The sequence below is a fragment of the Tistlia sp. genome (assembly GCF_040905785.1).
In the GTDB taxonomy this organism is placed as follows: Bacteria; Pseudomonadota; Alphaproteobacteria; order Kiloniellales; family DSM-21159; genus Tistlia.
This window is the reverse complement of record NZ_JBBDQW010000038.1, coordinates 100,417-124,200: the sequence shown is the minus strand read 5'-3', so window position 1 is coordinate 124,200 and position 23,784 is coordinate 100,417. Positions and strand designations below refer to the sequence as shown.

General features: G+C 70.4%; 25 protein-coding genes. 21 read left to right on the top strand and 4 right to left on the bottom strand.

All coding sequences use genetic code 11. The annotated features are described in order from the left end of the window. Window positions 1-13 precede the first annotated feature (13 nt). Window positions 14-901 carry a formyltransferase family protein gene (locus WD341_RS09860; protein ID WP_368425276.1) on the bottom strand — a complete coding sequence of 296 codons (888 nt, stop codon included), beginning with the start codon at window positions 899-901 and terminating at the stop codon, window positions 14-16. A gap of 164 nt (window positions 902-1,065) precedes the next feature. Here WD341_RS09860 and WD341_RS09855 point away from each other — a divergent pair, with 164 nt between their 5' ends. From WD341_RS09855 to WD341_RS09805, 11 genes are all read left to right on the top strand, one after another. Beyond that, entirely contained in the window at window positions 1,066-2,001 is a 936-nt protein-coding gene (locus tag WD341_RS09855) for a PEP-CTERM sorting domain-containing protein (protein ID WP_368425275.1), read from the top strand. 63 nt (window positions 2,002-2,064) lie between these two features. Next, window positions 2,065-2,760, top strand: coding sequence for a PEP-CTERM sorting domain-containing protein (locus WD341_RS09850; protein WP_368425274.1), 696 nt, complete (start codon window positions 2,065-2,067; stop codon window positions 2,758-2,760). Window positions 2,761-2,771: 11 nt separating this feature from the next. Then, entirely contained in the window at window positions 2,772-3,422 is a 651-nt protein-coding gene (locus WD341_RS09845; RefSeq protein ID WP_368425273.1) for a PEP-CTERM sorting domain-containing protein, read from the top strand. 353 nt (window positions 3,423-3,775) lie between these two features. After that, complete coding sequence (locus WD341_RS09840; protein WP_368425272.1) at window positions 3,776-5,035, top strand: imelysin family protein; 1,260 nt, start codon at window positions 3,776-3,778, stop codon at window positions 5,033-5,035. Window positions 5,036-5,097: 62 nt separating this feature from the next. Then, window positions 5,098-6,639 (top strand): di-heme oxidoredictase family protein, encoded by a 1,542-nt coding sequence (locus WD341_RS09835; protein ID WP_368425271.1) that lies wholly within the window; start codon window positions 5,098-5,100, stop codon window positions 6,637-6,639. Next, a complete protein-coding gene (locus WD341_RS09830; RefSeq protein ID WP_368425270.1) occupies window positions 6,636-7,799 on the top strand; it encodes an imelysin family protein in 1,164 nt (387 codons plus the stop codon). Before WD341_RS09835 ends, WD341_RS09830 begins: the two co-directional genes overlap by 4 nt. Before the next feature lie 5 nt (window positions 7,800-7,804). Beyond that, window positions 7,805-8,953: a DUF1513 domain-containing protein gene (locus WD341_RS09825; RefSeq protein ID WP_368425269.1), complete on the top strand. Its 1,149-nt coding sequence runs from the start codon at window positions 7,805-7,807 to the stop codon at window positions 8,951-8,953. 124 nt (window positions 8,954-9,077) lie between these two features. After that, a complete protein-coding gene (locus WD341_RS09820; RefSeq protein ID WP_368425268.1) occupies window positions 9,078-9,974 on the top strand; it encodes a MotA/TolQ/ExbB proton channel family protein in 897 nt (298 codons plus the stop codon). Then, window positions 9,928-10,353: an ExbD/TolR family protein gene (locus tag WD341_RS09815; protein ID WP_368425284.1), complete on the top strand. Its 426-nt coding sequence runs from the start codon at window positions 9,928-9,930 to the stop codon at window positions 10,351-10,353. Before WD341_RS09820 ends, WD341_RS09815 begins: the two co-directional genes overlap by 47 nt. Window positions 10,354-10,355: 2 nt before the next feature. Beyond that, on the top strand, window positions 10,356-10,760 hold the full coding sequence (locus WD341_RS09810) for an ExbD/TolR family protein (RefSeq protein ID WP_368425267.1): 405 nt from the start codon (window positions 10,356-10,358) through the stop codon (window positions 10,758-10,760). Next, window positions 10,760-11,779, top strand: coding sequence for a TonB family protein (locus tag WD341_RS09805; RefSeq protein WP_368425266.1), 1,020 nt, complete (start codon window positions 10,760-10,762; stop codon window positions 11,777-11,779). Before WD341_RS09810 ends, WD341_RS09805 begins: the two co-directional genes overlap by 1 nt. Before the next feature lie 34 nt (window positions 11,780-11,813). Here the strand turns inward: WD341_RS09805 and WD341_RS09800 are convergent, their stop codons facing one another. Together WD341_RS09800 and WD341_RS09795 are read right to left on the bottom strand one after the other, a co-directional pair. Further along, a complete protein-coding gene (locus WD341_RS09800; RefSeq protein ID WP_368425265.1) occupies window positions 11,814-12,359 on the bottom strand; it encodes a hypothetical protein in 546 nt (181 codons plus the stop codon). Between the two features lie 90 nt (window positions 12,360-12,449). Further along, window positions 12,450-13,010, bottom strand: coding sequence for a hypothetical protein (locus tag WD341_RS09795; protein WP_368425264.1), 561 nt, complete (start codon window positions 13,008-13,010; stop codon window positions 12,450-12,452). Window positions 13,011-13,177: 167 nt separating this feature from the next. Between WD341_RS09795 and WD341_RS09790 the strand changes: the two genes are divergently transcribed. The 9 genes from WD341_RS09790 to WD341_RS09750 all read left to right on the top strand — a co-directional run bounded on the left by WD341_RS09790 (window position 13,178) and on the right by WD341_RS09750 (window position 22,041). Further along, a complete protein-coding gene (locus WD341_RS09790) occupies window positions 13,178-14,254 on the top strand; it encodes an NAD(P)-dependent alcohol dehydrogenase (RefSeq protein WP_368425263.1) in 1,077 nt (358 codons plus the stop codon). Window positions 14,255-14,421: 167 nt separating this feature from the next. Beyond that, window positions 14,422-16,005 carry an ABC transporter substrate-binding protein gene (locus WD341_RS09785; RefSeq protein WP_368425262.1) on the top strand — a complete coding sequence of 528 codons (1,584 nt, stop codon included), beginning with the start codon at window positions 14,422-14,424 and terminating at the stop codon, window positions 16,003-16,005. Between the two features lie 75 nt (window positions 16,006-16,080). Beyond that, window positions 16,081-17,058 carry an ABC transporter permease gene (locus WD341_RS09780; protein ID WP_368425261.1) on the top strand — a complete coding sequence of 326 codons (978 nt, stop codon included), beginning with the start codon at window positions 16,081-16,083 and terminating at the stop codon, window positions 17,056-17,058. Window positions 17,059-17,071: 13 nt separating this feature from the next. After that, window positions 17,072-18,019, top strand: coding sequence for an ABC transporter permease (locus WD341_RS09775; protein ID WP_368425260.1), 948 nt, complete (start codon window positions 17,072-17,074; stop codon window positions 18,017-18,019). Next, a complete protein-coding gene (locus WD341_RS09770) occupies window positions 18,019-19,017 on the top strand; it encodes an ABC transporter ATP-binding protein (protein WP_368425259.1) in 999 nt (332 codons plus the stop codon). The genes WD341_RS09775 and WD341_RS09770 overlap by 1 nt, the downstream gene beginning before the upstream one ends. Next, entirely contained in the window at window positions 19,014-20,024 is a 1,011-nt protein-coding gene (locus WD341_RS09765) for an ABC transporter ATP-binding protein (protein WP_368425258.1), read from the top strand. Before WD341_RS09770 ends, WD341_RS09765 begins: the two co-directional genes overlap by 4 nt. A gap of 10 nt (window positions 20,025-20,034) precedes the next feature. Further along, entirely contained in the window at window positions 20,035-20,886 is an 852-nt protein-coding gene (locus WD341_RS09760; protein ID WP_368425257.1) for an N-formylglutamate amidohydrolase, read from the top strand. 103 nt (window positions 20,887-20,989) lie between these two features. Next, window positions 20,990-21,472 carry a nucleoside deaminase gene (locus WD341_RS09755; protein WP_368425256.1) on the top strand — a complete coding sequence of 161 codons (483 nt, stop codon included), beginning with the start codon at window positions 20,990-20,992 and terminating at the stop codon, window positions 21,470-21,472. Between the two features lie 89 nt (window positions 21,473-21,561). After that, a complete protein-coding gene (locus WD341_RS09750; RefSeq protein WP_368425255.1) occupies window positions 21,562-22,041 on the top strand; it encodes a hypothetical protein in 480 nt (159 codons plus the stop codon). 6 nt (window positions 22,042-22,047) lie between these two features. Here the strand turns inward: WD341_RS09750 and WD341_RS09745 are convergent, their stop codons facing one another. Beyond that, the gene (locus tag WD341_RS09745; protein WP_368425254.1) at window positions 22,048-22,842 is read right to left on the bottom strand and encodes an SDR family NAD(P)-dependent oxidoreductase; all 795 of its coding nucleotides are present in this window, start codon (window positions 22,840-22,842) and stop codon (window positions 22,048-22,050) included. 115 nt (window positions 22,843-22,957) lie between these two features. Here WD341_RS09745 and WD341_RS09740 point away from each other — a divergent pair, with 115 nt between their 5' ends. Continuing rightward, a complete protein-coding gene (locus WD341_RS09740) occupies window positions 22,958-23,731 on the top strand; it encodes a DeoR/GlpR family DNA-binding transcription regulator (RefSeq protein WP_368425253.1) in 774 nt (257 codons plus the stop codon). Window positions 23,732-23,784: the final 53 nt, after the last annotated feature.

The window sequence follows — 23,784 nt, the reverse complement described above, 5'->3', positions numbered from 1 at the left end:
CCCCGCCTCGGCTTCAGGTCGCCGCGGCTTGGACCGGCGTCGACGCGGTCCGGGCCAGGGCGGTGGTCAGGGCGGCGGCGCGCGCGGCCCGCAGTCCGACGCCGAAGCTGGCGAGGATCTCCGCGAAGTCGTCGGGCGCGATCAGCCGGAAGCGGGTCTGGAAGGCGGCGATCTCCTCGCTGTCGGGCAGGTGCCAGTAGGTGCGCCGGCTCTGGTCCTGGGGCGTCGCCTCCAGGGCGCCGCCCGCGGCCAGGGTGGCGATCGCCCGCCGAAGCACCGGGATCGCCGTCGGGTAGACGTTGACCACGTGCCACTGGAGGCTGCGCTGCGGGTCGGCGGCCAGGGAGGTCGTCTCGAGGATCGGCCCGGTGTCGATGCCGGCGTCGACGAAGTGCACGGTGCAGCCGATCCGCGTCCGCCCGGCCGAGAGCTGGTGGAAGGGCGCGAACAGGCCGGCGTACTCCGGCAGGTAGCCCGGGTGGACGTTGAGGATGCCGAAGCGCGGCACGGCGAGGAAGTCCGGCGGGAAGATGTGGGAGAAGCGGATCGAGAGGACCAGGTCGGGCGCCAGCGCGCGGTAGTCCGCCTCGACCTGGCGCAGCCTCGGGACGATGCGCACCGGCGCGCCGAGACGGCGGCCGAGCCCGGCGAAGTTCTGCCAGCAGTCGGGCGTCCTCGCCGCCTCGCCGGCGCGCGCCGCGGCCTGCAGGGGCAGCAGCCAGTCCAGCGGCAGCTCACGCTCGAAGAAGCGCAGCAGGTCCAGGTCGGCGCGCTCGCGCTCCAGCGGGCGCGTGACGTCCGACAGCCACAGCGTGACCTCGTGCCCCTGCAAAGCTTCCGCCAGCTGGTTCACGGCGACCAGGGCGGGCAGGTCGTTCTTCGCACAGATCAGGATGCGCATGAGGCCTGCCGCAAACGAATGGCTGAGGATCGGGTCATCTCTGACGGATTGGACCGCTCTCCCCCATGGTGGCCCACGGCTGGGGTATCAGGGAACGGTCGGCCATTCAAGTGAAAAGTTAGAACGTTTCTGTATTGGCAGTAATCATTTGGCAAGACATAGCAATGTTGCTCACCAACTCAAATAGATTCGAGGCGGGTGAGAATGTACGGCCGCAAGTGATATTCGGTTACTTGTGTTGCCGCCTGCCGCATGGAGCGGGCATTCGCCCGCCAGCCATCGATTTTCATCTCGCCGGTCAGGTATCGCAGACCATTCCGCCACGATTTCCGGCCTACCTGTGGCACCGGTTCGCGTTGGCGCGAACCTTGCGTGGTTGGGTATCATGCAAGGCGGGGAAGAACGACATGAGGACGGCATTGGCGGCATTTGTGCTTGCCCTGGGACTGACGGCAGGGACTGCCTCGGCGACGATAGTTTATCCGGACAGGGACTACGTGTTCGTGTTTACGGGGCACGTGACCGAGGTGACGCCGTACGTGGACCCTGGCAATCCCGACATCTATTACCGGCCGTTCTTGCAGGTCGGCGATCCTGTGCAGGCCGCAGTCGGTGTCAACTACATTGGAGACTACCCGGTCTACAAGTATCTGAGAAACGGCAACACGATGGGGTACCCGGTTGACGCCTTCCCAATGTCTGATGGGTACTTCAAAGCGCTGGTCGTGCCGCGCCCGAATTTTGACCCTGGAAGGGATGATTTCTGGAGCTTCGATTACGTGATGGGTCCGGCCGAAAGTCAGGGTCTTGCCTTTGACCTCTTTACGCGCGAGTTGGTGCATGCGGAGTTTTCGACTTGGACCGACTATACAGACACGTATTTCTACAGCGACTTTTCGATCGCGGAATACGGTGGCCGCATCAGCCAGAACGCGGAGCGGGATCAGTTCGAGTCAGCGCCTGATCACCAGTTTCGATTCACCGGCACCTGGGAGACCGTGAAGTTCCTCGATGTCCCCGAACCGACGTCCTGGTCGCTGCTGCTCGGAGGGGTGCTCGCGGCTGGGTTCTTGCGGTCTCTCAGGCGGCGCAGCGTCTAAGAGGGATCCGCGCGGTCGCGGAGGCCGGCAACCGAGGGTTCCGAACATGCTGGGAGTAGAGCGATGAGAGGGTTGCTCGCCTGTGTGATGACGATAAGCGCTCTCGCTGTGCCGAGCGCCTCGGCGACGATCGTCTATCCGGATGCTGACTACATCTTCGAGTTCACCGGCTATGTGACAGAGGTGTTGCCAGGCGAAGGAACCAGCCACCACGAGGTCTACTACGAGCCGTTCTTGGAAGTGGGGCAGGCCATCCACGCCGTCGTCGGCGTCAACTACATGGGACAGCATGAGCTTTATGCAGGGATGCGGCACGGGAACGAAGTCATCTATTGGCTGCCTACAGTTTTGTACAACGGCGGGTTCATGCGCGCCTCATTCGAGACCAAGGCGGGGTTCGATCCTGAGAGACCAGACAGCTACATCTTCGATTTTCCAACCGGGGACCATGAGTCGAATGTCGTCAAATTCGACCTGTTCACGAGGCAGCCGACCGAAATTTCCCTCGTCAGCCATGTTTCCTACATCGAGCCAGAATTTACGCAGATCAGTATCACGAACGAGAACAGCTCCATCTACCAAAAGGCTGGTGAGAATCAGGGTTCCAGCGCTCCCTTCCATAGCTTCAATTTCACCGGCACCTGGAAGACCGTGAAGTTCCTCGACGTCCCCGAACCGACATCGTGGTCGCTGTTGATCGCAGGGATCCTGGGAGCAGGCTACCTGTCCCGTCGGCGCCAAGCTGCCACCCCTCATTGAGGAGTCGCTCGATGAAGTCCCTCCTTCGAGCCATAGTCTTCACGGCAATTGTGGCAAGCGTTCCGACGGCCGCCTCCGCGGGTGTCATGGATTTTGACACCGGCTACCTCTGGCGGTTCACCGGCCAGATCACCGGCATCGAGGAGGCGGTCCATCCGGACGTCTCCGAAGCGCCCTTCATGGACATCGGCGACCCAGTCTACGCAGCCATCGGACTGAACTACGCTCACCTGCCGCCCGATTGGTTCAACGAGAATCGTGTCGGCAACGCGGTCACCTGGCCGGGAGAGGCTCTGAGCTATTCCGGCGGCGGCTTCGCCGCGAGCTTCGAAACCGACATTGGTCTGGTCACGCCGGGACCCAGCGGCACCGAGGAACTCATCCGCTTCGACCTCGTGACCGGCGAAATCGTTCATGTCGAAGGTGTCGGTTACACCTACTTCGACCGGATCGCCTTCTGGTGGGGGGTGGACGGCGGCCGGATTCAGCAGGTCGCAAACATCCGCGGTTACGCCTTCCCGTCTCATTTTTTCACCTACGAGGGCGCATGGGAAGTGGTTCGCGTTCAGCCCGTACCAGAGCCGAACGCGCTGACTTTGATGCTTCTCGGCGGTGTCGCGCTCGCCGCGGCAGCGACAAGGCGGCGCCCGCGTCGCGGGTGACGCGAAACAAGGGCGGCGTCGGCGAGAAAGTGAGAAGTCACCGACACCGCGGTTGCTCAGCCTCGCCGGGATCTCTTCGCCTGCCAGCAGCAGGCTGAACGTGGCCGGGTCGGCTACGTAGCGCTGCTGCCCGCACGCCTGCCTTTTCAGCATCCTGCCCGGCTCGCCGTACCACTTGTATGGCAGAGATTGCCTGATCTGCCGTGCCCATGCCGTCACGCGAATGCGAGTGAGTTGCAATCACACGACATCCCTGGCACTTTCCGCCCGACGGCCCGGCAGGGGCGCCGGGCGCAGCCAGGACAAGGAGCAGAGCGATGAGACAGGCAATTCCGAGGGCGGGCAGGGCAGGCATGGCGGGCGGCCTCATGGCGCTGTCGCTGTCGATCCTGGCCGCACCGGCCCAGGCGGCCGACAAGCGCGCGGTGCTGGAGACCTATGCCGACATCGCCCAGGCCGCCTATGAAGACTCGCTGCAGACCGCGCGGGACCTGCAGCAGGCCGTCGAGGCGCTGATCGAGCAGCCCTCGGCGCAGGCGCTGGCGAGGGCGCGGGCGGCCTGGATCGAGGCCCGCGTTCCCTACATGCAGACCGAGGTCTACCGCTTCGGCAACGCCATCGTCGACGACTGGGAGGGCAAGGTGAACGCCTGGCCCCTCGACGAGGGCCTGATCGACTACGTCGATCCCTCCTACGGCAGCGAGTCGGCCGAGAACCCGGGCTACGCCGCCGACGTGATCGCCAACCCGACCCTGACGATCGGCGGCGAGACGCTCGACGCCGGCACGATCACGGCCGCGCTGCTCGAGGAGAACCTCCAGGAGCTGGGCGGCATCGAGGCCAACGTCGCGACCGGCTACCATGCCGTCGAGTTCCTGCTCTGGGGCCAGGACCTCAACGGCACCGAGGCCGGCGCCGGCGAGCGCTCCTGGACCGACTACGCCAAGGGCGAGGACTGCACCAACGGCAACTGCGAGCGCCGCGGCGACTACCTGGCGACCGCGACCGGCCTGCTGGTCGACGACCTCGACTGGATGGCCGCGCAGTGGACGGAGGGCGGCGCGGCCCGCAGCGGCCTGCTCGATGGCGATCCCGACGCCGGCATCGCGGCGATCCTGACCGGCCTCGGCAGCCTGTCCTACGGCGAGCTGGCCGGCGAGCGGATGAAGCTCGGCCTGATGCTGCACGACCCCGAGGAGGAGCACGACTGCTTCTCCGACACGACCCATCTCAGCCACTACTTCGACATTGTCGGCATGCTCAACGTCTACTCGGGCAGCTACACCCGCGTCGACGGCCGCAAGGTCGTCGGCCCGGCGGTCTCGCACCTGCTCGCCGCGCAGGCGCCCGAGGTCAACCAGGAGCTCTACGCGCGGCTGCGGGCGACCGAGGCCGCGGCGGCGGAGATGAAGGCGCGCGCCGAAGCCGGCGAGGCCTACGACCAGATGATCGGCGCCGACAACGCCGAGGGCAACGCGGTCGTCCAGAAGGTCATCGACGGCCTGACGGCGCAGACGCCGGCGATCGAGAAGGCCGTGGCCGCCCTCGGCCTGCAGCCGATCGCCTTCGAGGGCTCCGACAGCCTCGACGATCCCGAGGCGGTCTTCCAGTAGGCGGTCCGGCGGGAGCCCGCGCACGGGTTCCCGCCGTCTCTCTCAGCACGTTTGGAGCCTCGATGCCGTCTCGCCCCCTTGCCCGTCACAACGCCCTCGCGGCGGTGCTCGGCCTCGGCCTCGCCTCTTTCTCGGGCGTGGCGGCGGTCGGCCAAGCGGTGTCGGACCCGGCCGCCGGACGCACGCCGGCGGAGCAGGCGCGGGTCGAGGCGGTGACGAGGCCGACCGAAGACTTCTCCAAGCCGGAGCCCTTCGAGCTGAGGCCGGCCGGTGCGGCGACGGTCTTGAAGACGCTCAACACCAACAGCTTCTCCCACGCCTCGGCCAACATCTCCTTCGAGCGCGAGCTGGACTTCAAGGTCGGCAACGCGATCTTCCGCAAGCTCTGGGTCTCCTCGCCCAGCTCGACGGCCTCCTCGGACGGCCTGGGCCCCCTGTTCAACTCGCGCTCCTGCCAGAGCTGCCACCTCAAGGACGGCCGCGGCCATCCGCCGCCGCTCGGCGAGGAGGGGGTGTCGCTGTTCCTGCGCCTCTCCGTGCCGCCCCAGGACGACGGGGATCGCGAGGCGCTGGCCGCCCGGCGCGTCAAGGCGATTCCCGAGCCGACCTACGGCGGGCAGCTGCAGAACTTCTCGGTCCAGGGCATCCCTGCCGAGGGGAGCATGGTCATCGAGTACGCCCCGCTGCGGGTGACCCTGGCCGACGGCACCGAGGTCGAGCTGCAGAAGCCGACCTATCGGATCGAGGGCCTGAACTACGGTCCCCTGCATCCCGAGACGATGACCTCGCCGCGCCTGGCGCCGCCGATGATCGGCGTCGGCCTGCTCGAGGCAATCCCGAAGGCCGACATCCTGGCCAACGCCGATCCGCAGGACGCCGACGGCGACGGCATCTCGGGCCGGGCCAACCGGGTCTGGAGCGACGAGACCGGGCGCGTCGAGCTCGGCCGGTTCGGCTGGAAGGCCGGCCAGCCGAGCGTCGCGCAGCAGACCGCCAGCGCCTTTCGCGGCGACATCGGCATCTCGACGCCGCTCTATCCGCAGCCGGCCGGCGACTGCACCGGCCTGCAGCCCGACTGCCTGGAGGCGCCGCACGGCGGCAGCGGACCGGACGACACGCTCGAGGCGACCGCGGAGATGGTCGAGAAAGTCGACTTCTACAGCCGCAACCTCGGCGTCCCGGCGCGCCGCGACCTCGACGACCCGCAGGTCCTGGAGGGCAAGCGGGTCTTCTACGAGGCCGGCTGCATCGGCTGCCATCGTCCGAAGTTCGTGACCCGCCGGGACTCACTCGGCCCGGAGCAGTCCTTCCAGCTGATCTGGCCCTACACCGACCTGCTGCTGCACGACATGGGCGAGGGGCTTGCCGACCACCGGCCCGAAGGCCTGGCCGACGGCCGCGAATGGCGCACGCCGCCGCTTTGGGGCATCGGCCTGACCGAGACCGTGAGCGGCCGCGCGCACTACCTGCACGACGGCAGGGCGCGCAGCCTGTTGGAGGCGATCCTGTGGCACGGCGGCGAGGCCGAGGCCGCGCGCCAGAAGGTCGTCGCCCTGCCGGCGGCCGAGCGCGAGGCGCTGCTAGCCTTCCTGAGGTCGCTGTGAGTCTCGGCTCGAACGCACGCCGCCTCGCCGGCGCTGGCCTGCTGGTCGCGGCCCTCCTGCCGGCCGTTCCGACCGCCCCCGCGGCGGCGCCTCTCGGCGAGAGCGACTACCAGCGGGTCAACGAGGCCCTGGTCGCGGGGCACGTCGTGCCGCGCTACCAGGCGCTGGCCGACGCCCTAGGCGGCCTCGATGAGGCTGCACAAGGCTATTGCGACGCGCCGGCCCCCGCCCGGCTGGCGCCGCTGCGCACCGCCCACGACGGCGCGCTCGACGCCTGGATGGGCGTGCAGCACCTGCAGTTCGGACCGGTCGAGCTCTTCATGCGCTCCTACCGGCTCTATTTCTGGCCCCAGGGCCGCGGCAAGGTCGGGCAGGCGATCGAGGCGCTGCTCGCCGCGGCCGACCCGGCGGCGCTCGAGGCGGAGCGCTTCCGCAATGCGAGCACGGCGATCCAGGGCTTGCCGGCGGCCGAGGTCCTGCTGTTCGGGCTGGGCTCGGAGACTCTGCCTTCGGACTACCGCTGCGCGCTGCTGGTCCGGCTCACCGGCAACATGAGGGCCATGGCCGAGGAGATCCTCGCCGAGTGGCGGGGCGGCGAGATCGACTTCGCCCGGACCGTCGCCGAGCCGGGGCCGGACAATCCCTACTTCGCGACGGCGCAGGAGGCCTCCCTGGCCTTCTTCCAGAGCCTCTACACCGGCCTCGAGATGCTGTCGGACGTGCGGCTGAAGCCGGTCCTGGGGGCCTCGGCCGAGACCGCCCGGCCGCAGATGGTCGAGGTGCCGCGGCCCGGCCGGTCGCTGCGCAACATCGTGCTCGGCCTGGAGGCCCTGCAGGGGCTCTATGGGGGCGAGGGCGCGGGGCAGGGGGCGGGCGTGGGACAGGGCGGGGCCGGGAGCGCCCCGGGCCTGGGCGCGCTTGCCGTCGCGAGCGGGGCCGATCCGGAACTCGATCCCCTGCTCAGGAAGGCCTTCCGCCTGACCCTCGAGAACGCCCGCGGCATCGAGGGGCCGCTGGCGGAGGCGGTGGTCGACGCCGCGCGCCGCCCGGCCCTCGAGAAGCTGCAGACCCAGCTGACCGCGCTGCGGCAGATCCTGCGCGGCCGGCTGTCGGCCGCGACCGGCCTGACGGTCGGCTTCAACGCCATGGACGGGGACTGAAGGCCATGTCGGCAGGACAGAATCCTTTAAACCGGCGCCGCCTGCTCAGGCTTGGCGCCGGTGCCGCCGGGCTCGGCGCGGCCGGCCTGCTTCGGGCTGGCGGTCCGGCCGCGGCGGCGCCCGCGCCGCTCTACCTCAGCGCCTGCGCCGACCGGGAGGGCCGCTTCTACGCCGGCGGCTTCACGGCCGAAGGCGAGCTCGCCTACCGGGTGGCGCTGCCGCAGCGCGGGCACGCGCTGGCCGTTGCGCCGGGCGGCGATCTTGCGGTCCAGTTCGCGCGCCGGCCCGGCACCTACGCCCTCGTCTTCGACGCGCGCGACGGCAGCGGCGCGCGGCTCGTCGCCAACGCCGAGGGGCGCCGCTTCAACGGCCACGGCACCTTCTCGGCCGGCGGCCGGCTTCTCTATGCCAGCGAGAACGACTTCGAGGGCGAGCGCGGCGTCGTCGGGGTCTACGACCGGGGCGACGGCTTCCGCCGTGTCGCCGAGCTGCCGAGCCACGGCCTCGGCCCGCACGACCTGTGCCTGCTGCCCGACGGCCAGACCCTGGTCGTCGCCAACGGCGGCATCCAGACCGACCCGGAGCTGGGCCGGATCAAGCTCAACATTCCGACCATGGCGCCTTCGCTGGCCTACCTCGACCGGCGCGACGGCACACTCCTGCGCAAGGTCGTGCTGCCGCGCGAGCTCCACATGGCCTCGATCCGCCACCTGGCGGTCCGGCGCGACGGCCTGGTCGCCTTCGCCCTGCAGTACGAGGGCCCGCGCGGCGACCTGGTGCCGCTGGTCGCGACCCACCGGGGCGACGCGCCGGAGGCGCGCCTGTTCCAGGGCCCCGAGCGGACGCTGCGCGCGCTCGACCACTACGTCGGCAGCGCCGCGCTCGACGCCGGCGGCCGCTATCTGGCGGTCTCCTCGCCGCGCGGGGGCGTGGTCCAGGTCTGGGACATCGAGACGGCGGCGCCGGTCTGCAGCGCGACGATCCCCGACGGCTGCGGCGTCGCGGCCCTGAGCGGCTCGGGTCTCTTCCTGGCCAGCAGCGGCGCCGGGGGCGCCTTCCTCCTGGAAGCCGCCTCCGGAACCTGCCGCCCGCTCGAGGCCCCGGCGCTGCAGGCGCTGCGCTGGGACCACCACATCGTGCCACGCGGCGGCTGAATCGCTGCCTTCGGCCGGCGGAGTCGCCGGAAGGGATTGGCGCAGGGGAACGCTTGCGGTAAGAAGCGGTTGAGAATGCGACAGACTCGCATTCTCACGATACCGGCCGAGTTCAGAGGGAGCGATGGAAGAAGGGACGGGCACGACGGCCGCAGAGGTACCCGAGGGCGCGGCGGTGACCGCGCAGGGTGCGGTCGGGGACACCGCCCCGGGCGCGGGCCTGGGCGACGCAGGGCTGGAAGCCGACGGGCTCGCCGGCGGGCCGGCGGGCGGCCTCGAGGGCTCGGCGCAGCAGGCCTGGGAGATCCTGCAGGCCGGCGGTCCCGTCGTCGCCATCCTGCTGTTTCTCTCGGTCGTGGCCCTGGCGATCGTGCTGGTCAAGCTCTGGCAGTTCCAGGTGGCGCGCCTCGGCGACCGGCGCACGCCGCGCCGGGCGCTCGCGCTCTACCGCGCCGGCCAGCCCGCCGAAGCCCTGGCCGTGGCGGCGGCCTCCCGAAATCCGGTCGCGAAGGTGCTGGTGCGGGCGATCAACGGCCGCGCGCGCAGCGAGCTGCCCGAGGCCATGGTGCGCGAGGAGGTCGTGCGCTACGGCGGCGATCTGCTCGAGGCGCTGCGCGGCTGGTTCCGCCCGCTCGAGGTGATCGGCTCGCTGGCGCCCCTGCTCGGTCTGTTCGGCACCGTGCTCGGCATGATCTCGGCCTTCCAGCAGCTCGAGCAGGCCGGCAATCAGGTCGACCCCTCGATCCTGTCGGGGGGCATCTGGGAAGCGCTGCTGACCACCGCCGTCGGCCTGGCGGTCGCCATGCCGGTGATCGTGCTGCTGAACTGGCTGGAGCGCCGCGTCGATCGCCTGGCCCACGAGATGGACGACGTCGTGACCCAGGTCTTCACCGAGGACCTTTCGCTCGCCCGTCCCCGAGAGGGGACCGAAGGCCGCGCGCCGCGCGCCGAGACCGCCGGAGGGGAGAGAAGCCATAGCGCTGTCGACAGCCGAACGCCCGCGCTCGTCGCTGGCCGCTAGCGGGCGCCGCCGACGCGCGGGGATCAGCCTGACGCCGCTGATCGACGTCGTCTTCATCCTGCTGATCTTCTTCATGCTGGCATCCAGCTTCCTCGACTGGCGCGCGATCGACATGAACGCGCCCCAGCGCACCGGCGCGGGCAGCTCGGTCGAGGGCGCCGTGCTGGTGGAGGTCCGCCGGGACGGCCTGCGGCTGTCCGGGGAGATCGTCTCGCTCGACGGCCTGGGCCGGCGCATGGCCGGCCTGCTCGCCGAGCGCGTCGACCAGAAGGTGCTAGTGCGCCCGGCGCCGGGGGTGGCTCTGCAGGACACGGTGCAGGTGCTCGACCGCCTGGCAGGCGCCGGCGTCACCGACCTTTCGCTGATCCGGAGTCCCTAGCCATGCGCTTCGACCCGCCGCGACCGAGGAACGACGACGAGCGCATCCTGCCGCTGATCAACGTCGTCTTCCTGCTGCTGATATTCTTCATGCTGGCCGGACGCCTGTCGGCCAGCGATCCCTTCCGGGTCGAGCCGCCGCGCTCGGCGGCGGAGGCGCCGGCCGCGGCGCAGGAGACCGTCGTGCTGGTCGGTGCCGACGGCCGCCTCGCGCTCGACGGCCTTCTGCTCGAGCCGCCGGCGCTGGCCCGGGCCGTGGCTGCCCGGCTGAAGGCCGAGCCCGGGACGACGCTCCGTCTCAAGGCCGACGGCGGCGCCGAGGCGACCGAGGTCGTCGCCGTCATGGAGCTGCTGCGCGACGCCGGCGTCGAGCGGCTGAAGCTCCTGACCGTGCCCGGAGGCCGCTGATGGAGCTCGGCCGCAGGCACTGGCTCGCCGCCTTCGCCGTTGCCCTGGCGATCCACGCCCTGGTCGCCGGCGTCTGGCTGTGGCAGGCGCCGCCGTCCGGCGCCGCCAGCGCAGGACTCGGCGGCGTCTCGGTCTCGCTCGGCCCGGCCGGCGGCGCGCCGGGCTCGGTCGACCAGGAGTCCGACGCGACCACGGAGGCCGAGCCGGTCAGCGAGAGCGAGGTCGCCGAGGAGGTGCCGACCGAGACCATCGAGGCGGCCGAGTCCGAGACGCAGGAGGTGACCCCGCCCGAGCCCGAGGCCGTGCGCCCGCCGGAGCCGGAGGTCGCCGAGGCTGCCGAGGTGCCGGTGGCGGAGCCGCTGACCGAGCCGCTCGAGGCCCAGGTTGCCGAAGCCGAGCCGGCCGCCGAACCGGTCACGGAGCCGGAGGTGACCGAAGCCGTCGAACCGGAGACCACGGAGGCCAAGGCCGAGCCTTTCGAGATCGCGAGCGCCGTGGCGCCGCCGCCGCCGCCCAAGCCGCGCGACCTGCCGGAGGCGCCGCAGCCGGCGAAACGTCCCGAGCCGCAGCCCGCACCCGAGGCCGAGCCGGCCGAGCAGGTCGCTGCGGCGCCCACGGGACCGCCTGCGCCTGCCGCGGATTCGGTCGCCGGCGCCGGCGGCAAGAGCGGCACCCAGGCCGCGCCCGAGGCCGGCAGCGCGCCGTCGCAAAGCGGCGGCGGTCTGCCGGGCGCCAGCGCCGACTACCTGTCGCTGCTCCAGGCCTGGCTCGAGAAGCATAAGGAATACCCGCGCCACGCCCAATCCCGGCGGCAGGAAGGCACGGTGATGCTGCACTTCGTGATGGACCGGCAGGGGCACGTCCTGGAGTACCGGATCCAGCGCAGCTCCGGCCACGGCCTGCTCGATCGCGAGGTCGAAGAGATGATCCGCCGCGCCGACCCGCTGCCGCGGATGCCCGACGAGATGTCGGAAGCCAGGCTCGAGCTGGTCATCCCGGTGCAGTTCCTGCTGCGCTAGCGAGGCGAGGCCGAGATCGCCGCAGACGCGCGTGTCACTCCGGCGCGGCCAGGTCGTAGCTCATCAGGTGGACCAGGCGGGCGACCCGTTCGCCGCCGTTGCGGAACGGCAGCTCGAGCACCTCGAGGCGCAGGTGCTCGCGGCCGACGAAGGCCGCGGGACCGGTCGCCCGGCCGATCAGGCCGCGGTCACGGATCTCGCGGAAGTGCTCGCGGAACTGCCGGTCGTAGAGCAGCGGCGTGCGGTCGCTGAACTTCTGCCCGGGCTCCGTCGTGTAGCTGACGATCCGAAAATCCTCGCCGATGACCCGGTAGATCGGGTCCGGCTCGCCGGCCGGCAGGTCGCTGACCACCAGTGCGGCGTGCCAGCCGCGGAAATCCGCGAAATCCATGTCGGCCCAGTCGGGCACCGCCGCCTCGCCGCGCCGCTCGTCCCAGAGCTGGATCAGGGACGCCAGCCGCGGCGCCGCCTCGAGGGCCCCCTCTACGTCCAGCCGCTGCAGCTCGAAGGGCGCGGCGTCCGGGTTCTCGACCGCCTGGAACAGGGCCTCCAGGATTCGGTGGTCGGTGGTGGCGTTCATCGGGCGGGGCAAACCTGGTCGGGCGCAGGGAAAGTCCGGTATGCCCGATCGTTGGTTAAGGCGGGGTTACCTGCCGGCGGCATCGGCGCTTCAGGGCTGAGCCGACGCGCCGACGCGCAGGGCGTGGAGCAGCCGCTGGACACCGGTGCCGCCGGCGCGGAACGGCAGTTCCAGGATCGAGAGATGGAGGTGCTCGCGTCCGACGAAGGCCGCGGGACCGGTCGTCAGGCCGATCAGGCCGCCGTCCCGGATCGCCTCGAAGTGCGCGCGGAACTGCCGGGCGTAGAGGCGCGGCATGACGTCGCTGAAGCGGCGGCCCGGCAGGCTGCTGTCCTGGAGCACGCGGTAGTCCTCTCCGATCAGTCGAAAGCGGGGATCCGGCGTCTCGTCCGGCAAATCGCTGAGGAGCAGGGCCGAATGCCAGCCACGGAAGTCCGGGAACTCCACGTCCGCCCAGTCGGGCAGGGCGCAGGCGCCGCGGCGACTGCGCCAAAGGTCGATCAGGAAGGCGAAGTGCGGTGCGGCCGCGAGCGCGCTCTCCGCCGCCTCGAAGCGTCGTAGCTCGAAGGGCCGGGCGTCGGGGCGTTCGGCCGCCAGAATGAGCTGCCGGAGGGCCGGCGGGTGTCCCTGCGTGGTGCTGCCGGTCGTCATCCGCCTGTCTTGCTCTGCCATGCAGTCGATCTGGGGGTCGCTGCGCCGCGAGGCAACCGTCGGTTGGCTCGGCGGCAACTTCACCTCCACTTGACCTCGATCAGTGCGGATGCCCTGCCGACTGTGGCCTTGTCCTCCTCGTACCCAACCTGGAGGAAACTGTCGCCATGGCAGCCAAGATGAGAGCCGCGGTCTTCGTCGAGAAGAACCGCATCGTCCTCGACGACAAGCCGATCCCCGACATCGGCCCGAACGATGCGCTGATCCGGATCACCACGACGACGATCTGCGGCACCGACGTCCACATCCTGAAGGGCGAGTACCCCGTCGAGAAGGGCCTGACGATCGGCCACGAGCCGGTCGGCGTGATCGAGAAGCTCGGCTCCGCCGTCGAGGGCTACAGCGAGGGCCAGCGCGTGATCGCCGGGGCGATCACCCCCAGCGGCCACAGCTACGCCTCGCTCGACGGCTGCCATTCCCAGTGCGGCGCCGGCACGCCGCACGGCTGGAAGGCCATGGGCGGCTGGCGCTTCGGCAACACGATCGACGGCTGCCAGGCCGAGTACGTGCGCGTCCCCGACGCCATGGCCAACCTGGCGCCGGTTCCCGACGGCCTGACCGACGAGCAGGTGTTGATGTGCCCCGACATCATGTCGACCGGCTTCAGCGGCGCGGAGAGGGGCGGCGTGCGCATCGGCGACGTCGTGGCGGTCTTCGCCCAGGGGCCGATCGGTCTCTGCGCCACGGCGGGGGCCCGGCTGTCGGGCGCGACCACGATCATCGGCGTCGAGACCGTGCCCGAGCGCGCCGCGGTGGCGCGGCGGATGGGCGCCGACCATCTCGTCGACTTCCGCAAGACCGATCCGGTCGAGGAGATCCTGCGCCTGACCGAGGGCCGCGGCGTCGACGTCGCCATCGAGGCGCTCGGCACCCCCGGCACCTTCGAGGCCTGCCTGCGCGTGCTGCGACCGGGCGGTACCCTCTCGAGCCTGGGTGTCTACTCGAGCGACCTGACGCTGCCGCTGCAGCCTTTCGCCGCCGGCCTCGGCGACCACAGGATCGTCTCCACGCTCTGCCCGGGCGGCAAGGAGCGGATGCGCCGCCTGATGAACGTCGTCGCCTCCGGCCGCCTCGACCTGGAGCCGCTGGTGACCCACCGCTACAGGCTCGACGACATCGAGGCGGCCTACGAGCTCTTCGCCAACCAGCGCGACGGCGTGCTGAAGGTCGCGATCACGCCCTGAGCCGGCACTGGAAAGTCCCTGGCGCCCGCGGGCTTGTTGCCCGCGCGAAACGGCATTGCGCGAAACGGTTGCACCGGCGGGCGGCGTCCGGGACACTGTTGCCTCGCGGTCGCCGAGAACCTGTAGCAGACGGGCCGGCGGCCCCGTTGAACAGGGAGAGACTAGCGATGAACCGAACTCTTGCCGTCCTTCTCGGCGGCGCCCTGGCCCTGGGCCTCGTCCAGGCGGGCACGGCGCAGGCCGACGAACTGGTGATCGGCGTCGGGTCGGAGCCCAGCGCGATCGACCCGCACTACCACAACCTCGGGCCGAACAACGCCCTGAAGGAGCACATCTTCGACGGGCTCATCAAACAGGACGCCCAGCAGCGGCTGCAGCCGGGGCTCGCCGAGTCCTGGGAGCCGCTCGACGACACCACCTGGCAGTTCAACCTGCGCCAGGGCGTGACCTTCCACGACGGCACGCCCTTCGACGCCGAGGACGTCATCTACACCATCGAGCGCGTGCCCAACGTGCCCAACTCGCCCTCCTCCTTCGGCATCTACACCAACGCCATCGAATCGATGGAGGCCAAGGACCCGCACACCCTGATCTTCAAGACGCCGGGGCCGCGGCCGCTGCTGCCGACCGAGCTGTCGAACATCGCGATCATCTCCAAGGAGACCGTCGCCGACTCGAACGGCGGCGACTGGCCGAAGACCGAGGGCTTCAACGACGGCTCGCTGGCCGTCGGCACCGGCCCCTACAAGTTCAAGGAGTTCGTCAAGGGCGACCGTCTGGTGCTGACTGCCAACGCCGACTACTGGGGTGGCGCGCCGGAGTGGGAGCAGGTCACCTTCAAGCCGATCACCAGCGACGGCCCGCGGGTCGCGGCGCTGCTGTCGGGCGACGTCGACGTCATCGACAACCCGCCGACCCAGGACCTGCCCCGGCTCGAGAGCGACCCCGAGGTCAGCGTCTACTCCGGCCTGTCGAACCGCGTCATCTACCTGCACATGGACCAGCACGCCGACGAGACGCCCGGGGTCAAGGGCACCGACGGCAAGAACCCCTTCAAGGACGTCCGGGTGCGCGAGGCGGTCTCCAAGGCGATCGACCGCAAGGCCATCGTCGAGAAGATCATGGGCGGCGTCGCGGTCGCCGCCGAGCAGCTGTTGCCGCAGGGCATGTACGGCGCCAGCATGGACCTGAGCGTCGAGGAGTACGATCCCGAGGCCGCCAAGGCGCTGCTGGCCGAGGCCGGCTACCCCGACGGCTTCGAGTTGGTGATCGGCACGCCCAACGACCGCTACATCAACGACGAGAAGGTCGCGCAGGCGGCGGCGCAGTTCCTCAGCCGGGTCGGCATCAAGACAGGGGTCGACGCCTCGACCAAGTCGGTCTTCTTCAAGCGCCGCAACGATTTCGAGTTCACCGTCTACCTGGCCGGCTGGGGCGCCGGCACCGGCGAGATGTCCTCGCCGCTGCGTGCCCTGGTCGCCACGCCGGACAAGGACAAGGGCTACGGCGGCACCAACCGCGGCCGCTACTCCAACCCCGAGCTCGACGCCAAGATCGAAGAGGCTCTCGCCACCCTCGACGATGCCGAGCGCGAGAAGCTGCTGCAGGAGGCCAGCGAGCTGGTCGTCAAGGACTACGGCATCCTGCCGCTGCACTACGAGGTGACCAGCTGGGCGACGCGCAAGGGACTGGCCTACGAGCCGCGCGCCGACCAGTACACCATGGCGATGAGCGTGACGAAGGCCGACTAGGCCTCGCGGGATCGGCCGGGCCCGGGCGCTGCCCGGCCCCGGCCGATCCCAACCACGTTTTTCCGAAAGTACGCCATGCTGGTCTACTTCATCCGGCGGCTCGGCCAGTCGGCCCTGGTGCTGGTCGTCATGGCCCTGCTGGTCTTCGTCGGCATCTACGCGATCGGCAATCCGGTCGACGTGCTGATCAGCCCGGAGGCCGACCTCGCCGAGCAGCAGGCGACGGTCGAGCGGCTCGGCCTCGACAAGCCGCTGTGGGAGCAGCTCTGGCTGTTCCTGGTCAACGCGCTCGGCGGCGACCTCGGGCGCTCCTTCGTCCATGGCGAGCCGGCGCTGCAGCTGATCCTCGACCGCCTGCCCGCGACCATGGAGCTGGCGCTGGTGGCCCTGGTCTTCGCCGTCACGGTCGGCGTCTTCCTGGGCCTCTGGGCCGGGCTGCGGCCGGACTCGCTGCTCGGCCGCTCGATCATGACCGGCTCGATCCTCGGCTTCTCGCTACCCAACTTCTGGCTCGGCCTGATGCTGATCCTGGTCTTCGCCGTCTACCTGCAATGGCTGCCGGCCGGCGGGCGCGGCGACACCGTCGACCTGCTCGGGATCCGCACCAGCCTGCTGACCCTGGACGGCTGGTCGCACCTGCTGCTGCCGGCGATCACCCTGGCGCTCTACAAGACCTCGCTGGTGATCCGCCTGGCGCGCGCCGGGACGCGCGAGGTGGCGCTGCAGGACTACGTCAAGTTCGCCCGCGCCAAGGGCCTCTCGGCCGCGCGGGTGACCTACGTCCACGTGCTCAAGAACATCATGATCCCGGTGGTCACGGTGATCGGCCTGGAGCTCGGCTCGATGATCGCCTTCGCGGTGGTCACCGAGACGGTCTTTGCCTGGCCCGGCATCGGCAAGCTGCTGATCGACTCGATCGTCAATCTCGATCGCCCGGTCGTCGTCGCCTACCTGATGATGACCGTCTTCATCTTCATCCTGATCAACCTCGCGGTCGACCTGCTCTACTCGCTGCTCGACCCGAGAGTCCGGCTGTCCGAGGCCAAGGCGTGAGGGCGCGCTGCCGATGAGCGACGACCCGCAGAGCGCGGCGCCGCTCGAGGCGCTGACCGGCCTGCCCGAGGCGGCGCCGCCGCCGGTGGTGCGCTCGCCGCTGTCGCGGCTCGTGCGCGACTTCTGCGCCAGCTGGGTCGCCGTGCTCGGCCTGGCCGTGATCCTGGTGATCGCCGTCGTCGCGCTCTTCGCGCCCTGGATCGTGCCGCAGGACCCCTACGACCTGTCGCAGCTCGACATCATGGACGGCACGCTGCCGCCGGGCTCGCCCGCCTACGCCTTCGGTACCTATTGGCTGGGCACCGACATCCAGGGCCGCGACATGCTCTCGGCGATCGTCTACGGGCTGCGCATCTCGCTGGTCGTCGGCAGCGTCTCGGTGGCCTGCGCCCTGGTCATCGGCAGCACGGTCGGCCTGGTCGCGGCCTTCTTCGGCGGCGCCGTCGACAGCGTGCTGATGCGCATCGTCGACATCCAGCTGTCCTTCCCGGCGATCCTGGTCGCGCTGATCCTGCTGGCGATCTTCGGCAACGGCGTCGACAAGGTGATCGTCGCGCTGATCATCGTGCAGTGGGCCTACTACGCCCGCGCCGTGCGCGGCTCGGCCCTGGTCGAGCGGCGCAAGGAGTACATCGACGCGGCGGTCTGCCTCGGCCTCGGCAGCCGGCGGGTGCTGTTCCGCCACCTGCTGCCGAACTGCCTGCCGCCGCTGATCGTCATCGCCACGGTGCAGGTCGCCAACGCCATCGCCCTGGAGGCGACGCTGTCCTTCCTCGGCGTCGGCGTGCCCGTCACCGAGCCCTCGCTCGGCCTGCTGATCTCCAACGGCTTCGAGTACATGATGAGCGGCCGCTACTGGATCTCCTTCTTCCCCGGCGTCGCGCTGGTCGTCGTCATCGTCGCCATCAACCTGGTCGGCGACCGCCTGCGCGACCTGCTGAACCCTCGGCTGCAGCGCTGATGGCGGCGAGCGGGGAGGGCGGGGTGCCGCTGCTGCGCGTCGAGCAGCTGCAGACCCATTTCGAGACCGGCGCGGGCGTCGCCAGGGCGGTCGACGGCGTGACCTTCGAGCTCAATCGCGGCGAGGTGCTGGGGCTGGTCGGGGAGTCTGGCTCGGGCAAGTCCGTGACCGGCTTCTCGATCCTGGGCCTGGTCGATCCGCCGGGCCGGGTCGTCGGCGGCCGCGTGCTGTTCGACGGGGAGAACCTGGTCGGCGCCAGCGAAAGCCGGCTGCGCCAGCTGCGCGGCAACCAGATCGCCATGATCTTCCAGGACCCCATGATGACCCTGAACCCGGTCCTGCGCATCGACACGCAGATGGTCGAGGCGGTGCGCGCCCACCACCGGGTCGACCGGGCCGAGGCGCGGCGGCGTGCCCGCGACGCCCTCGGCCGGGTCGGCATTCCCTCGCCCGAGGAGCGCCTCTCGGCCTATCCGCACCAGTTCTCCGGCGGCATGCGCCAGCGCGTCGCCATCGCCATCGCGCTGCTCAACGACCCGGCGGTGATCATCGCCGACGAGCCGACGACCGCCCTCGACGTCACGATCCAGGCGCAGATTCTCTACGAGATGCAGAAGCTGTGCGGCGAGACCGGCACGGCGCTGCTCTGGATCACCCACGACCTGGCGGTGGTCAGCGGGCTCGCCGACCGCGTCTGCGTCATGTACGCCGGGCGCATCGTCGAATCGGGCACGGTCGACGCGGTGCTCGACAGCCCGCTGCATCCCTATACCGCCGGCCTGATCGGCTCGGTGCCGAGCCGCAACCGCCGCGGCGGCCGGCTGGTCCAGATCCCGGGCATGACGCCCTCGCTCTTCGCCCTGCCGAGCGGCTGCGCCTTCCGCGCGCGCTGCCCCAACGCGCAGGAGGACTGCGCCCAGGAGGCGCCGCCCGAGACGGTGCCCGAGCCGGGCCGCACGCTGCGCTGCTACCATCCGGTCCGGGAGACGGTCGCGTGAGCGCCGCTCGCGGCGAGCCGCTGCTGCGCCTGGAGGGCGTCTCCAAGCGCTTCGTCAAGAGCCTCGACCTGGCGGAGCGCGTCGCCCGGCGCTTCGGCTCCGACGTGCAGGAGGAGGTCGTCCACGCGGTCGAGTCGGTCGACCTGGAGATCGCCGAGGGCGAGGTCCTGGGCCTGGTCGGGGAATCCGGCTGCGGCAAGTCGACCCTGGGCCGGGTCGTCGCCGGCATCCATCCGGCCAGCGAGGGCCGCCTGACCTACCGCGGCAAGGACATCACCCGCGCCGCCGGCGCCGAGGCCAAGAAGGCCTCGCTGAAGATCCAGATGATCTTCCAGGACCCCTTCGCCTCGCTCAACCCGCGCCTGAGGGTCGCCGAGATCGTCGGCGAGGCGCCGCTGTTCCACGGCCTGGTCCGGCGCAGCGAGCTCGCCGGCTACGTCGACCAGGTCCTGGCCAGCGTCGGGCTCGACGCCTCCTACCGGCGGCGCTATCCGCACCAGTTCTCGGGCGGGCAGCGCCAGCGCATCGGCATCGCCCGCGCGCTCGCCGTGAAGCCCGAGTTCCTGGTCTGCGACGAGTCGGTGGCGGCGCTCGACGTCTCGATCCAGGCCCAGGTGCTGAACCTCTTCATGGACCTGCGCGAGCGCTTCGACCTCACTTACCTCTTCATCAGCCACGACCTGGGCGTCGTCGAGCACCTCTCGGACCGGGTCGCGATCATGTACCTCGGCCGCATCGTCGAGGTCGCGCCGACGGAGGAGCTCTTCGCCGGCGCCAACCACCCCTACGCCCAGGCGCTGCTCGCCGAGGTGCCGCGCATCGACAGCCGGCGGCGCATCTTCAAGCCGGTCGAGGGCGAGATCCCCTCGCCGATCGACCCGCCGCCCGGCTGCGCCTTCCACCCGCGCTGCCCGCACGCCTTCGAGCGCTGCCGCCTCGAGCGGCCGCTGCTGAAGGAGGTCGCGCCCGGGCGTTACGCCGCCTGCCACCTCAACGACCGGAGCTGAGCCGCCCCCCGTGAGCCATCCCGCCTACGACCTCTACGAGCCCGAGGGGCAAGCCCTGCCGCTGGTCTTCGACAGCCCGCACAGCGGCAGCTGGTTTCCCGCCGACATGGGCGCGGTGCTGCCCGAGGCGACGCTGCTGCGCGGCCGCGACGCCTACATCGACGAGCTCTACGGCTCGGCGCCGGCCCAGGGCGCGCCCCTGCTCGCGGCCCGCTTCGGCCGCGCCTACATCGACGCCAACCGCGCGCCCGAGGACCTGGACCCCGCGATGGTCGAGGGCGCCTGGCCGCGTCCCCTGACGGCGAGCCCCAAGGCCGCGCGCGGGGTCGGCCTGATCTGGAGCCTGATCGAAGGCCGCGAGGCGATCTACGACCGCAAGCTGACGCCGGCCGAGGTCGAGGCGCGCATCGCCGGCTACTGGCGGCCCTACCACGACGCCCTGAAGCGGCTGCTCGAGGAGGCGCAGGCGCGCCACGGCGCGGTCTGGCACATCGACTGCCACTCGATGCCGTCCCAGGGCGACCCCACGACCGAGGACGGCACGGTCGCGCGGCCGGAGATCATCCTGGGCGACCGCGACGGCACGACCTGCGAGCCGGCCCTGACCCGCCGCGTGGCAGAGGTCTTCGAGTCGCTCGGCTACGAGGTCGTGCTCAACTGGCCCTACAAGGGCGTCGAGCTGGTGCGCCGCTACTCGGCGCCGGCCGAGGGGCGGCACTCGCTGCAGATCGAGATCAACCGCGCGCTCTACTGCGACGAATCCAGCTTCGAACGGCACGCCGGCTTCGAGAAGGTCGGTGCCGACGTCGCGACCCTGATCGGCGAGCTCGCCGCCTTCGTCCGGCGGCGGGCGGCGGCGTAGCCGTTGCGGCGGGCGGCGGCGCCGTATCCTGACGAGGCCGCGGGAGGTGGCGCCTTGGGGGCCGATCGGCCATCCTGATGCGACAGGCGGAAGGGCGAGGGTCATGGGAAGCGACGGCGCGGCTATCACCGAGGAAGATCGCCGCTGGCTCGAGGAGGCCTTCGAGCAGGCGAGGCTCGGCCTCGAGGAGGGCGGGATCCCGATCGGGGCGGTCCTGACGCGCGACGGGCGCCTCGCCGCGCGCGGCCGCAACAGGCGCGTTCAGCAGAACGACCTGACCGCGCACGGCGAGATCGATTGCCTGCGGGCCGCGGGTGCGCAGAGCCTGCGCGGTACGACGCTCTATACCTCGCTCAGTCCCTGCTGGATGTGCACCGGGACGATCCTCCAGTTCGGGATCGCGCGCGTGGTCATCGGCGACAACGTCAACTTCACCGGCGAGGTCCGCAATGGGCTCGGCGCGGAAGACCTCCTCGCGGCCGAGGGCGTGGCGGTCGCCGTCGCCAACGATCCCGCCTGGATCGAGACCTTCCGGCGCTGGAAGGACGGGCACCCCGAGCTCTGGAACGCGGACATCGGCCGATGATCAGGCTCGGGCGCCTCACCCAGGGCTTGCCGCGCGACGAGGACCTCGATCGTCACATCGCAGCCTTGAAGACATCACGCCGGGGCAGCGTGGACACGACCCCTCTGGAGCCGGCAGCGTGCGAGGCGGGGGCGAGCGAGCGCGACGTGGAGGCGCAGGTCTTCGATCACCTCTACGCCACCCTCAGCATCCTCGACCAGAAGGCCTCGACGATCCTGACCATCAACTCGATTCTGGGGGCCGTCTTCTTCGTCTACTTCCTTTCGGCCGATGCACCCGCACCCTACTACTTCGTGGGGAGCGCCGTAGGTGCCGGAGCGGTCCTTGTCTCCAGCTGGATCCTGATCTTCGTCATCTGGGTCTACTGGTCCCCGGTCGAGCACCTGGAGACTCCCCAGACGCTGCTCAGGGAGCTTCTCCGGGTCCGGCGTCGCCGCACGATTCGCTACCGGGTCGCCTGGAACTTCACCCTGCTCGCGATGGCCTGCCTGCCGCTCATTCTCGCGGGGCAGGTATGGGACTTCTTCGAGCTCTCCTCGCTCCTGGCGCGCACCTTGGGCGGCGGGTAGCTCGGCTCACGCCATCAGCTGGCCGCCGTTGACCTCGAGGACCTGCCCGGTGACGTAGCCGGAGAGTTCCGGCGCCGCCAGGAACAGGTAGGCGCCGACGCAGTCCTCGGGCGTGCCGAGCCGGCCCAGCGGGATCGCGGCGGCGGTCGCCTCCAGCTTTTCCGGCGTCGAATAGCGGCGGTGGAAGTCGGTCATGATTGTGCCCGGGGAGACGGCGTTGACGCGGATGCCGTCGGGCGCCAGCTCGCGCGCCAGGGCGCGGGTGTGGGTCGCGACGAAGGCCTTGGCGGCGCTGTAGAGCGAGGAGCCGGGGCTGCCGCCGGTGCGCGCCGAGATCGAGACGGTATTGACGATGGCGGGGCCGCGATCACCGGCGGCGGACTCGCGCAGCAGCGGGATCGCGCCGGCCGACAGCAGCACGGCCGAGCGGGCGTTGAGGTCGAGGACCCGGGCGTAGTGCTCGGCGGTGACGGCCTCGGCGGCGACGCGCCCGAGCATGGTGCCGGCATTGTTGACCAGCAGGTCGAGGCCGCCGAGCGCTGCGCGCAGCTCCGCGAGCAGGCTCTCGGCACCCCCCTCCTCGGCCAGGTCGCCGGCGGTCAGGGTCAGGCGAGCGGCGGCCTCCGGGGTGAGGCCGGGAAAGGCCTCTTCGGCCCCGCGCGGCGCGCGCCCGGCGTGCGCCAGGACCTCGGCGCCGGTCTCGAGGAAGGCGCGGGCGACGGCCTGCCCGATGCCGCGGCCGGCGCCGGTGACCAGCACGCGGTGGCCGGCGAAGAGGTCGCTGCGGAAGGCGCTCGCCATGGTCGGCTCCTCTGAGTGGTGCACACCGTTGTGGTTTTTCTCGGCGGCAAAGCGGTATATCTTGAAACGAAAGAAAAACGAAAGCGCCGGCTGAACGACCGGACAGGGAGGGTCGATGCTGCCGGAGCGCCAGAACCAGATTCTCGAGATCGCCAAGGAGGCAGGCCGGGTCAACGTCGAGGGCCTGGCCAGCCGGTTCGGCGTGACCCCGCAGACGATCCGCAAGGACCTCAACGACCTCTGCGAGCGCGGCCTGCTCGACCGCGTCCACGGCGGGGCCGTCATCGGCTCGACCGTCGAGAACGTCGGCTACGAGGCGCGCCGCCTGATCGCGCAGGACGCCAAGCGCAGGATCGGCTCGGCGGCGGCCCGCCTGATCCCGAACAGCGCTTCGCTGCTGATCAACATCGGCACGACCACCGAGGAGGTCGCCAAGGCGCTGCGCCATCACCAGGGACTGCTCGCGATCACCAACAACATCAACGCCGCGAACATCCTGCGCGCCTGGCACGGCATCGAGGTGATCATTGCCTCCGGCGTCGTGCGCCGCTCGGACGGCGGCATCATCGGCGAGGCGGCGGTCGAGTTCATCCGGCGCTTCAAGGTCGACTATGCCGTGATCGGCGCCTCGGCGATCGACGCCGACGGCTCGCTGATGGACTACGACTACCGCGAGGTCAGCGTCGCGCGGGCGATCATGGAGAACGCCCGCAACGTCATCCTGGTCGCCGACTCGACCAAATTCGAGCGCGCCGCCCCGGTGCGCATCGCGCACGTTTCGGCGGTCGACGTCTTCGTCACGGACCGCCTGCCCGACGAGGCGATGCGCGCGTTGCTGCGCGACGCCGAGGTGGAAGTGGTAGAAACCATCGACGGCTCTGCTACTTAACGCATCTGCGAGATGTCTTTCGCATTGCACAAAACGAAAATTCGTTTCGGCCG

What these genes read in the sequence shown, in the direction of transcription:
- WD341_RS09860 (WP_368425276.1), bottom strand. Translation starts at nt 901, where the DNA reads ATGCGCATCCTGATCTGTGCGAAGAACGACCTGCCCGCCCTGGTCGCC.
- WD341_RS09855 (WP_368425275.1), top strand. Translation starts at nt 1,066, where the DNA reads ATGTTGCTCACCAACTCAAATAGATTCGAGGCGGGTGAGAATGTACGG.
- WD341_RS09850 (WP_368425274.1), top strand. Translation starts at nt 2,065, where the DNA reads ATGAGAGGGTTGCTCGCCTGTGTGATGACGATAAGCGCTCTCGCTGTG.
- WD341_RS09845 (WP_368425273.1), top strand. Translation starts at nt 2,772, where the DNA reads ATGAAGTCCCTCCTTCGAGCCATAGTCTTCACGGCAATTGTGGCAAGC.
- WD341_RS09840 (WP_368425272.1), top strand. Translation starts at nt 3,776, where the DNA reads ATGGCGGGCGGCCTCATGGCGCTGTCGCTGTCGATCCTGGCCGCACCG.
- WD341_RS09835 (WP_368425271.1), top strand. Translation starts at nt 5,098, where the DNA reads ATGCCGTCTCGCCCCCTTGCCCGTCACAACGCCCTCGCGGCGGTGCTC.
- WD341_RS09825 (WP_368425269.1), top strand. Translation starts at nt 7,805, where the DNA reads ATGTCGGCAGGACAGAATCCTTTAAACCGGCGCCGCCTGCTCAGGCTT.
- WD341_RS09820 (WP_368425268.1), top strand. Translation starts at nt 9,078, where the DNA reads ATGGAAGAAGGGACGGGCACGACGGCCGCAGAGGTACCCGAGGGCGCG.
- WD341_RS09810 (WP_368425267.1), top strand. Translation starts at nt 10,356, where the DNA reads ATGCGCTTCGACCCGCCGCGACCGAGGAACGACGACGAGCGCATCCTG.
- WD341_RS09805 (WP_368425266.1), top strand. Translation starts at nt 10,760, where the DNA reads ATGGAGCTCGGCCGCAGGCACTGGCTCGCCGCCTTCGCCGTTGCCCTG.
- WD341_RS09800 (WP_368425265.1), bottom strand. Translation starts at nt 12,359, where the DNA reads ATGAACGCCACCACCGACCACCGAATCCTGGAGGCCCTGTTCCAGGCG.
- WD341_RS09795 (WP_368425264.1), bottom strand. Translation starts at nt 13,010, where the DNA reads ATGACGACCGGCAGCACCACGCAGGGACACCCGCCGGCCCTCCGGCAG.
- WD341_RS09790 (WP_368425263.1), top strand. Translation starts at nt 13,178, where the DNA reads ATGGCAGCCAAGATGAGAGCCGCGGTCTTCGTCGAGAAGAACCGCATC.
- WD341_RS09785 (WP_368425262.1), top strand. Translation starts at nt 14,422, where the DNA reads ATGAACCGAACTCTTGCCGTCCTTCTCGGCGGCGCCCTGGCCCTGGGC.
- WD341_RS09780 (WP_368425261.1), top strand. Translation starts at nt 16,081, where the DNA reads ATGCTGGTCTACTTCATCCGGCGGCTCGGCCAGTCGGCCCTGGTGCTG.
- WD341_RS09775 (WP_368425260.1), top strand. Translation starts at nt 17,072, where the DNA reads ATGAGCGACGACCCGCAGAGCGCGGCGCCGCTCGAGGCGCTGACCGGC.
- WD341_RS09770 (WP_368425259.1), top strand. Translation starts at nt 18,019, where the DNA reads ATGGCGGCGAGCGGGGAGGGCGGGGTGCCGCTGCTGCGCGTCGAGCAG.
- WD341_RS09755 (WP_368425256.1), top strand. Translation starts at nt 20,990, where the DNA reads ATGGGAAGCGACGGCGCGGCTATCACCGAGGAAGATCGCCGCTGGCTC.
- WD341_RS09745 (WP_368425254.1), bottom strand. Translation starts at nt 22,842, where the DNA reads ATGGCGAGCGCCTTCCGCAGCGACCTCTTCGCCGGCCACCGCGTGCTG.
- WD341_RS09740 (WP_368425253.1), top strand. Translation starts at nt 22,958, where the DNA reads ATGCTGCCGGAGCGCCAGAACCAGATTCTCGAGATCGCCAAGGAGGCA.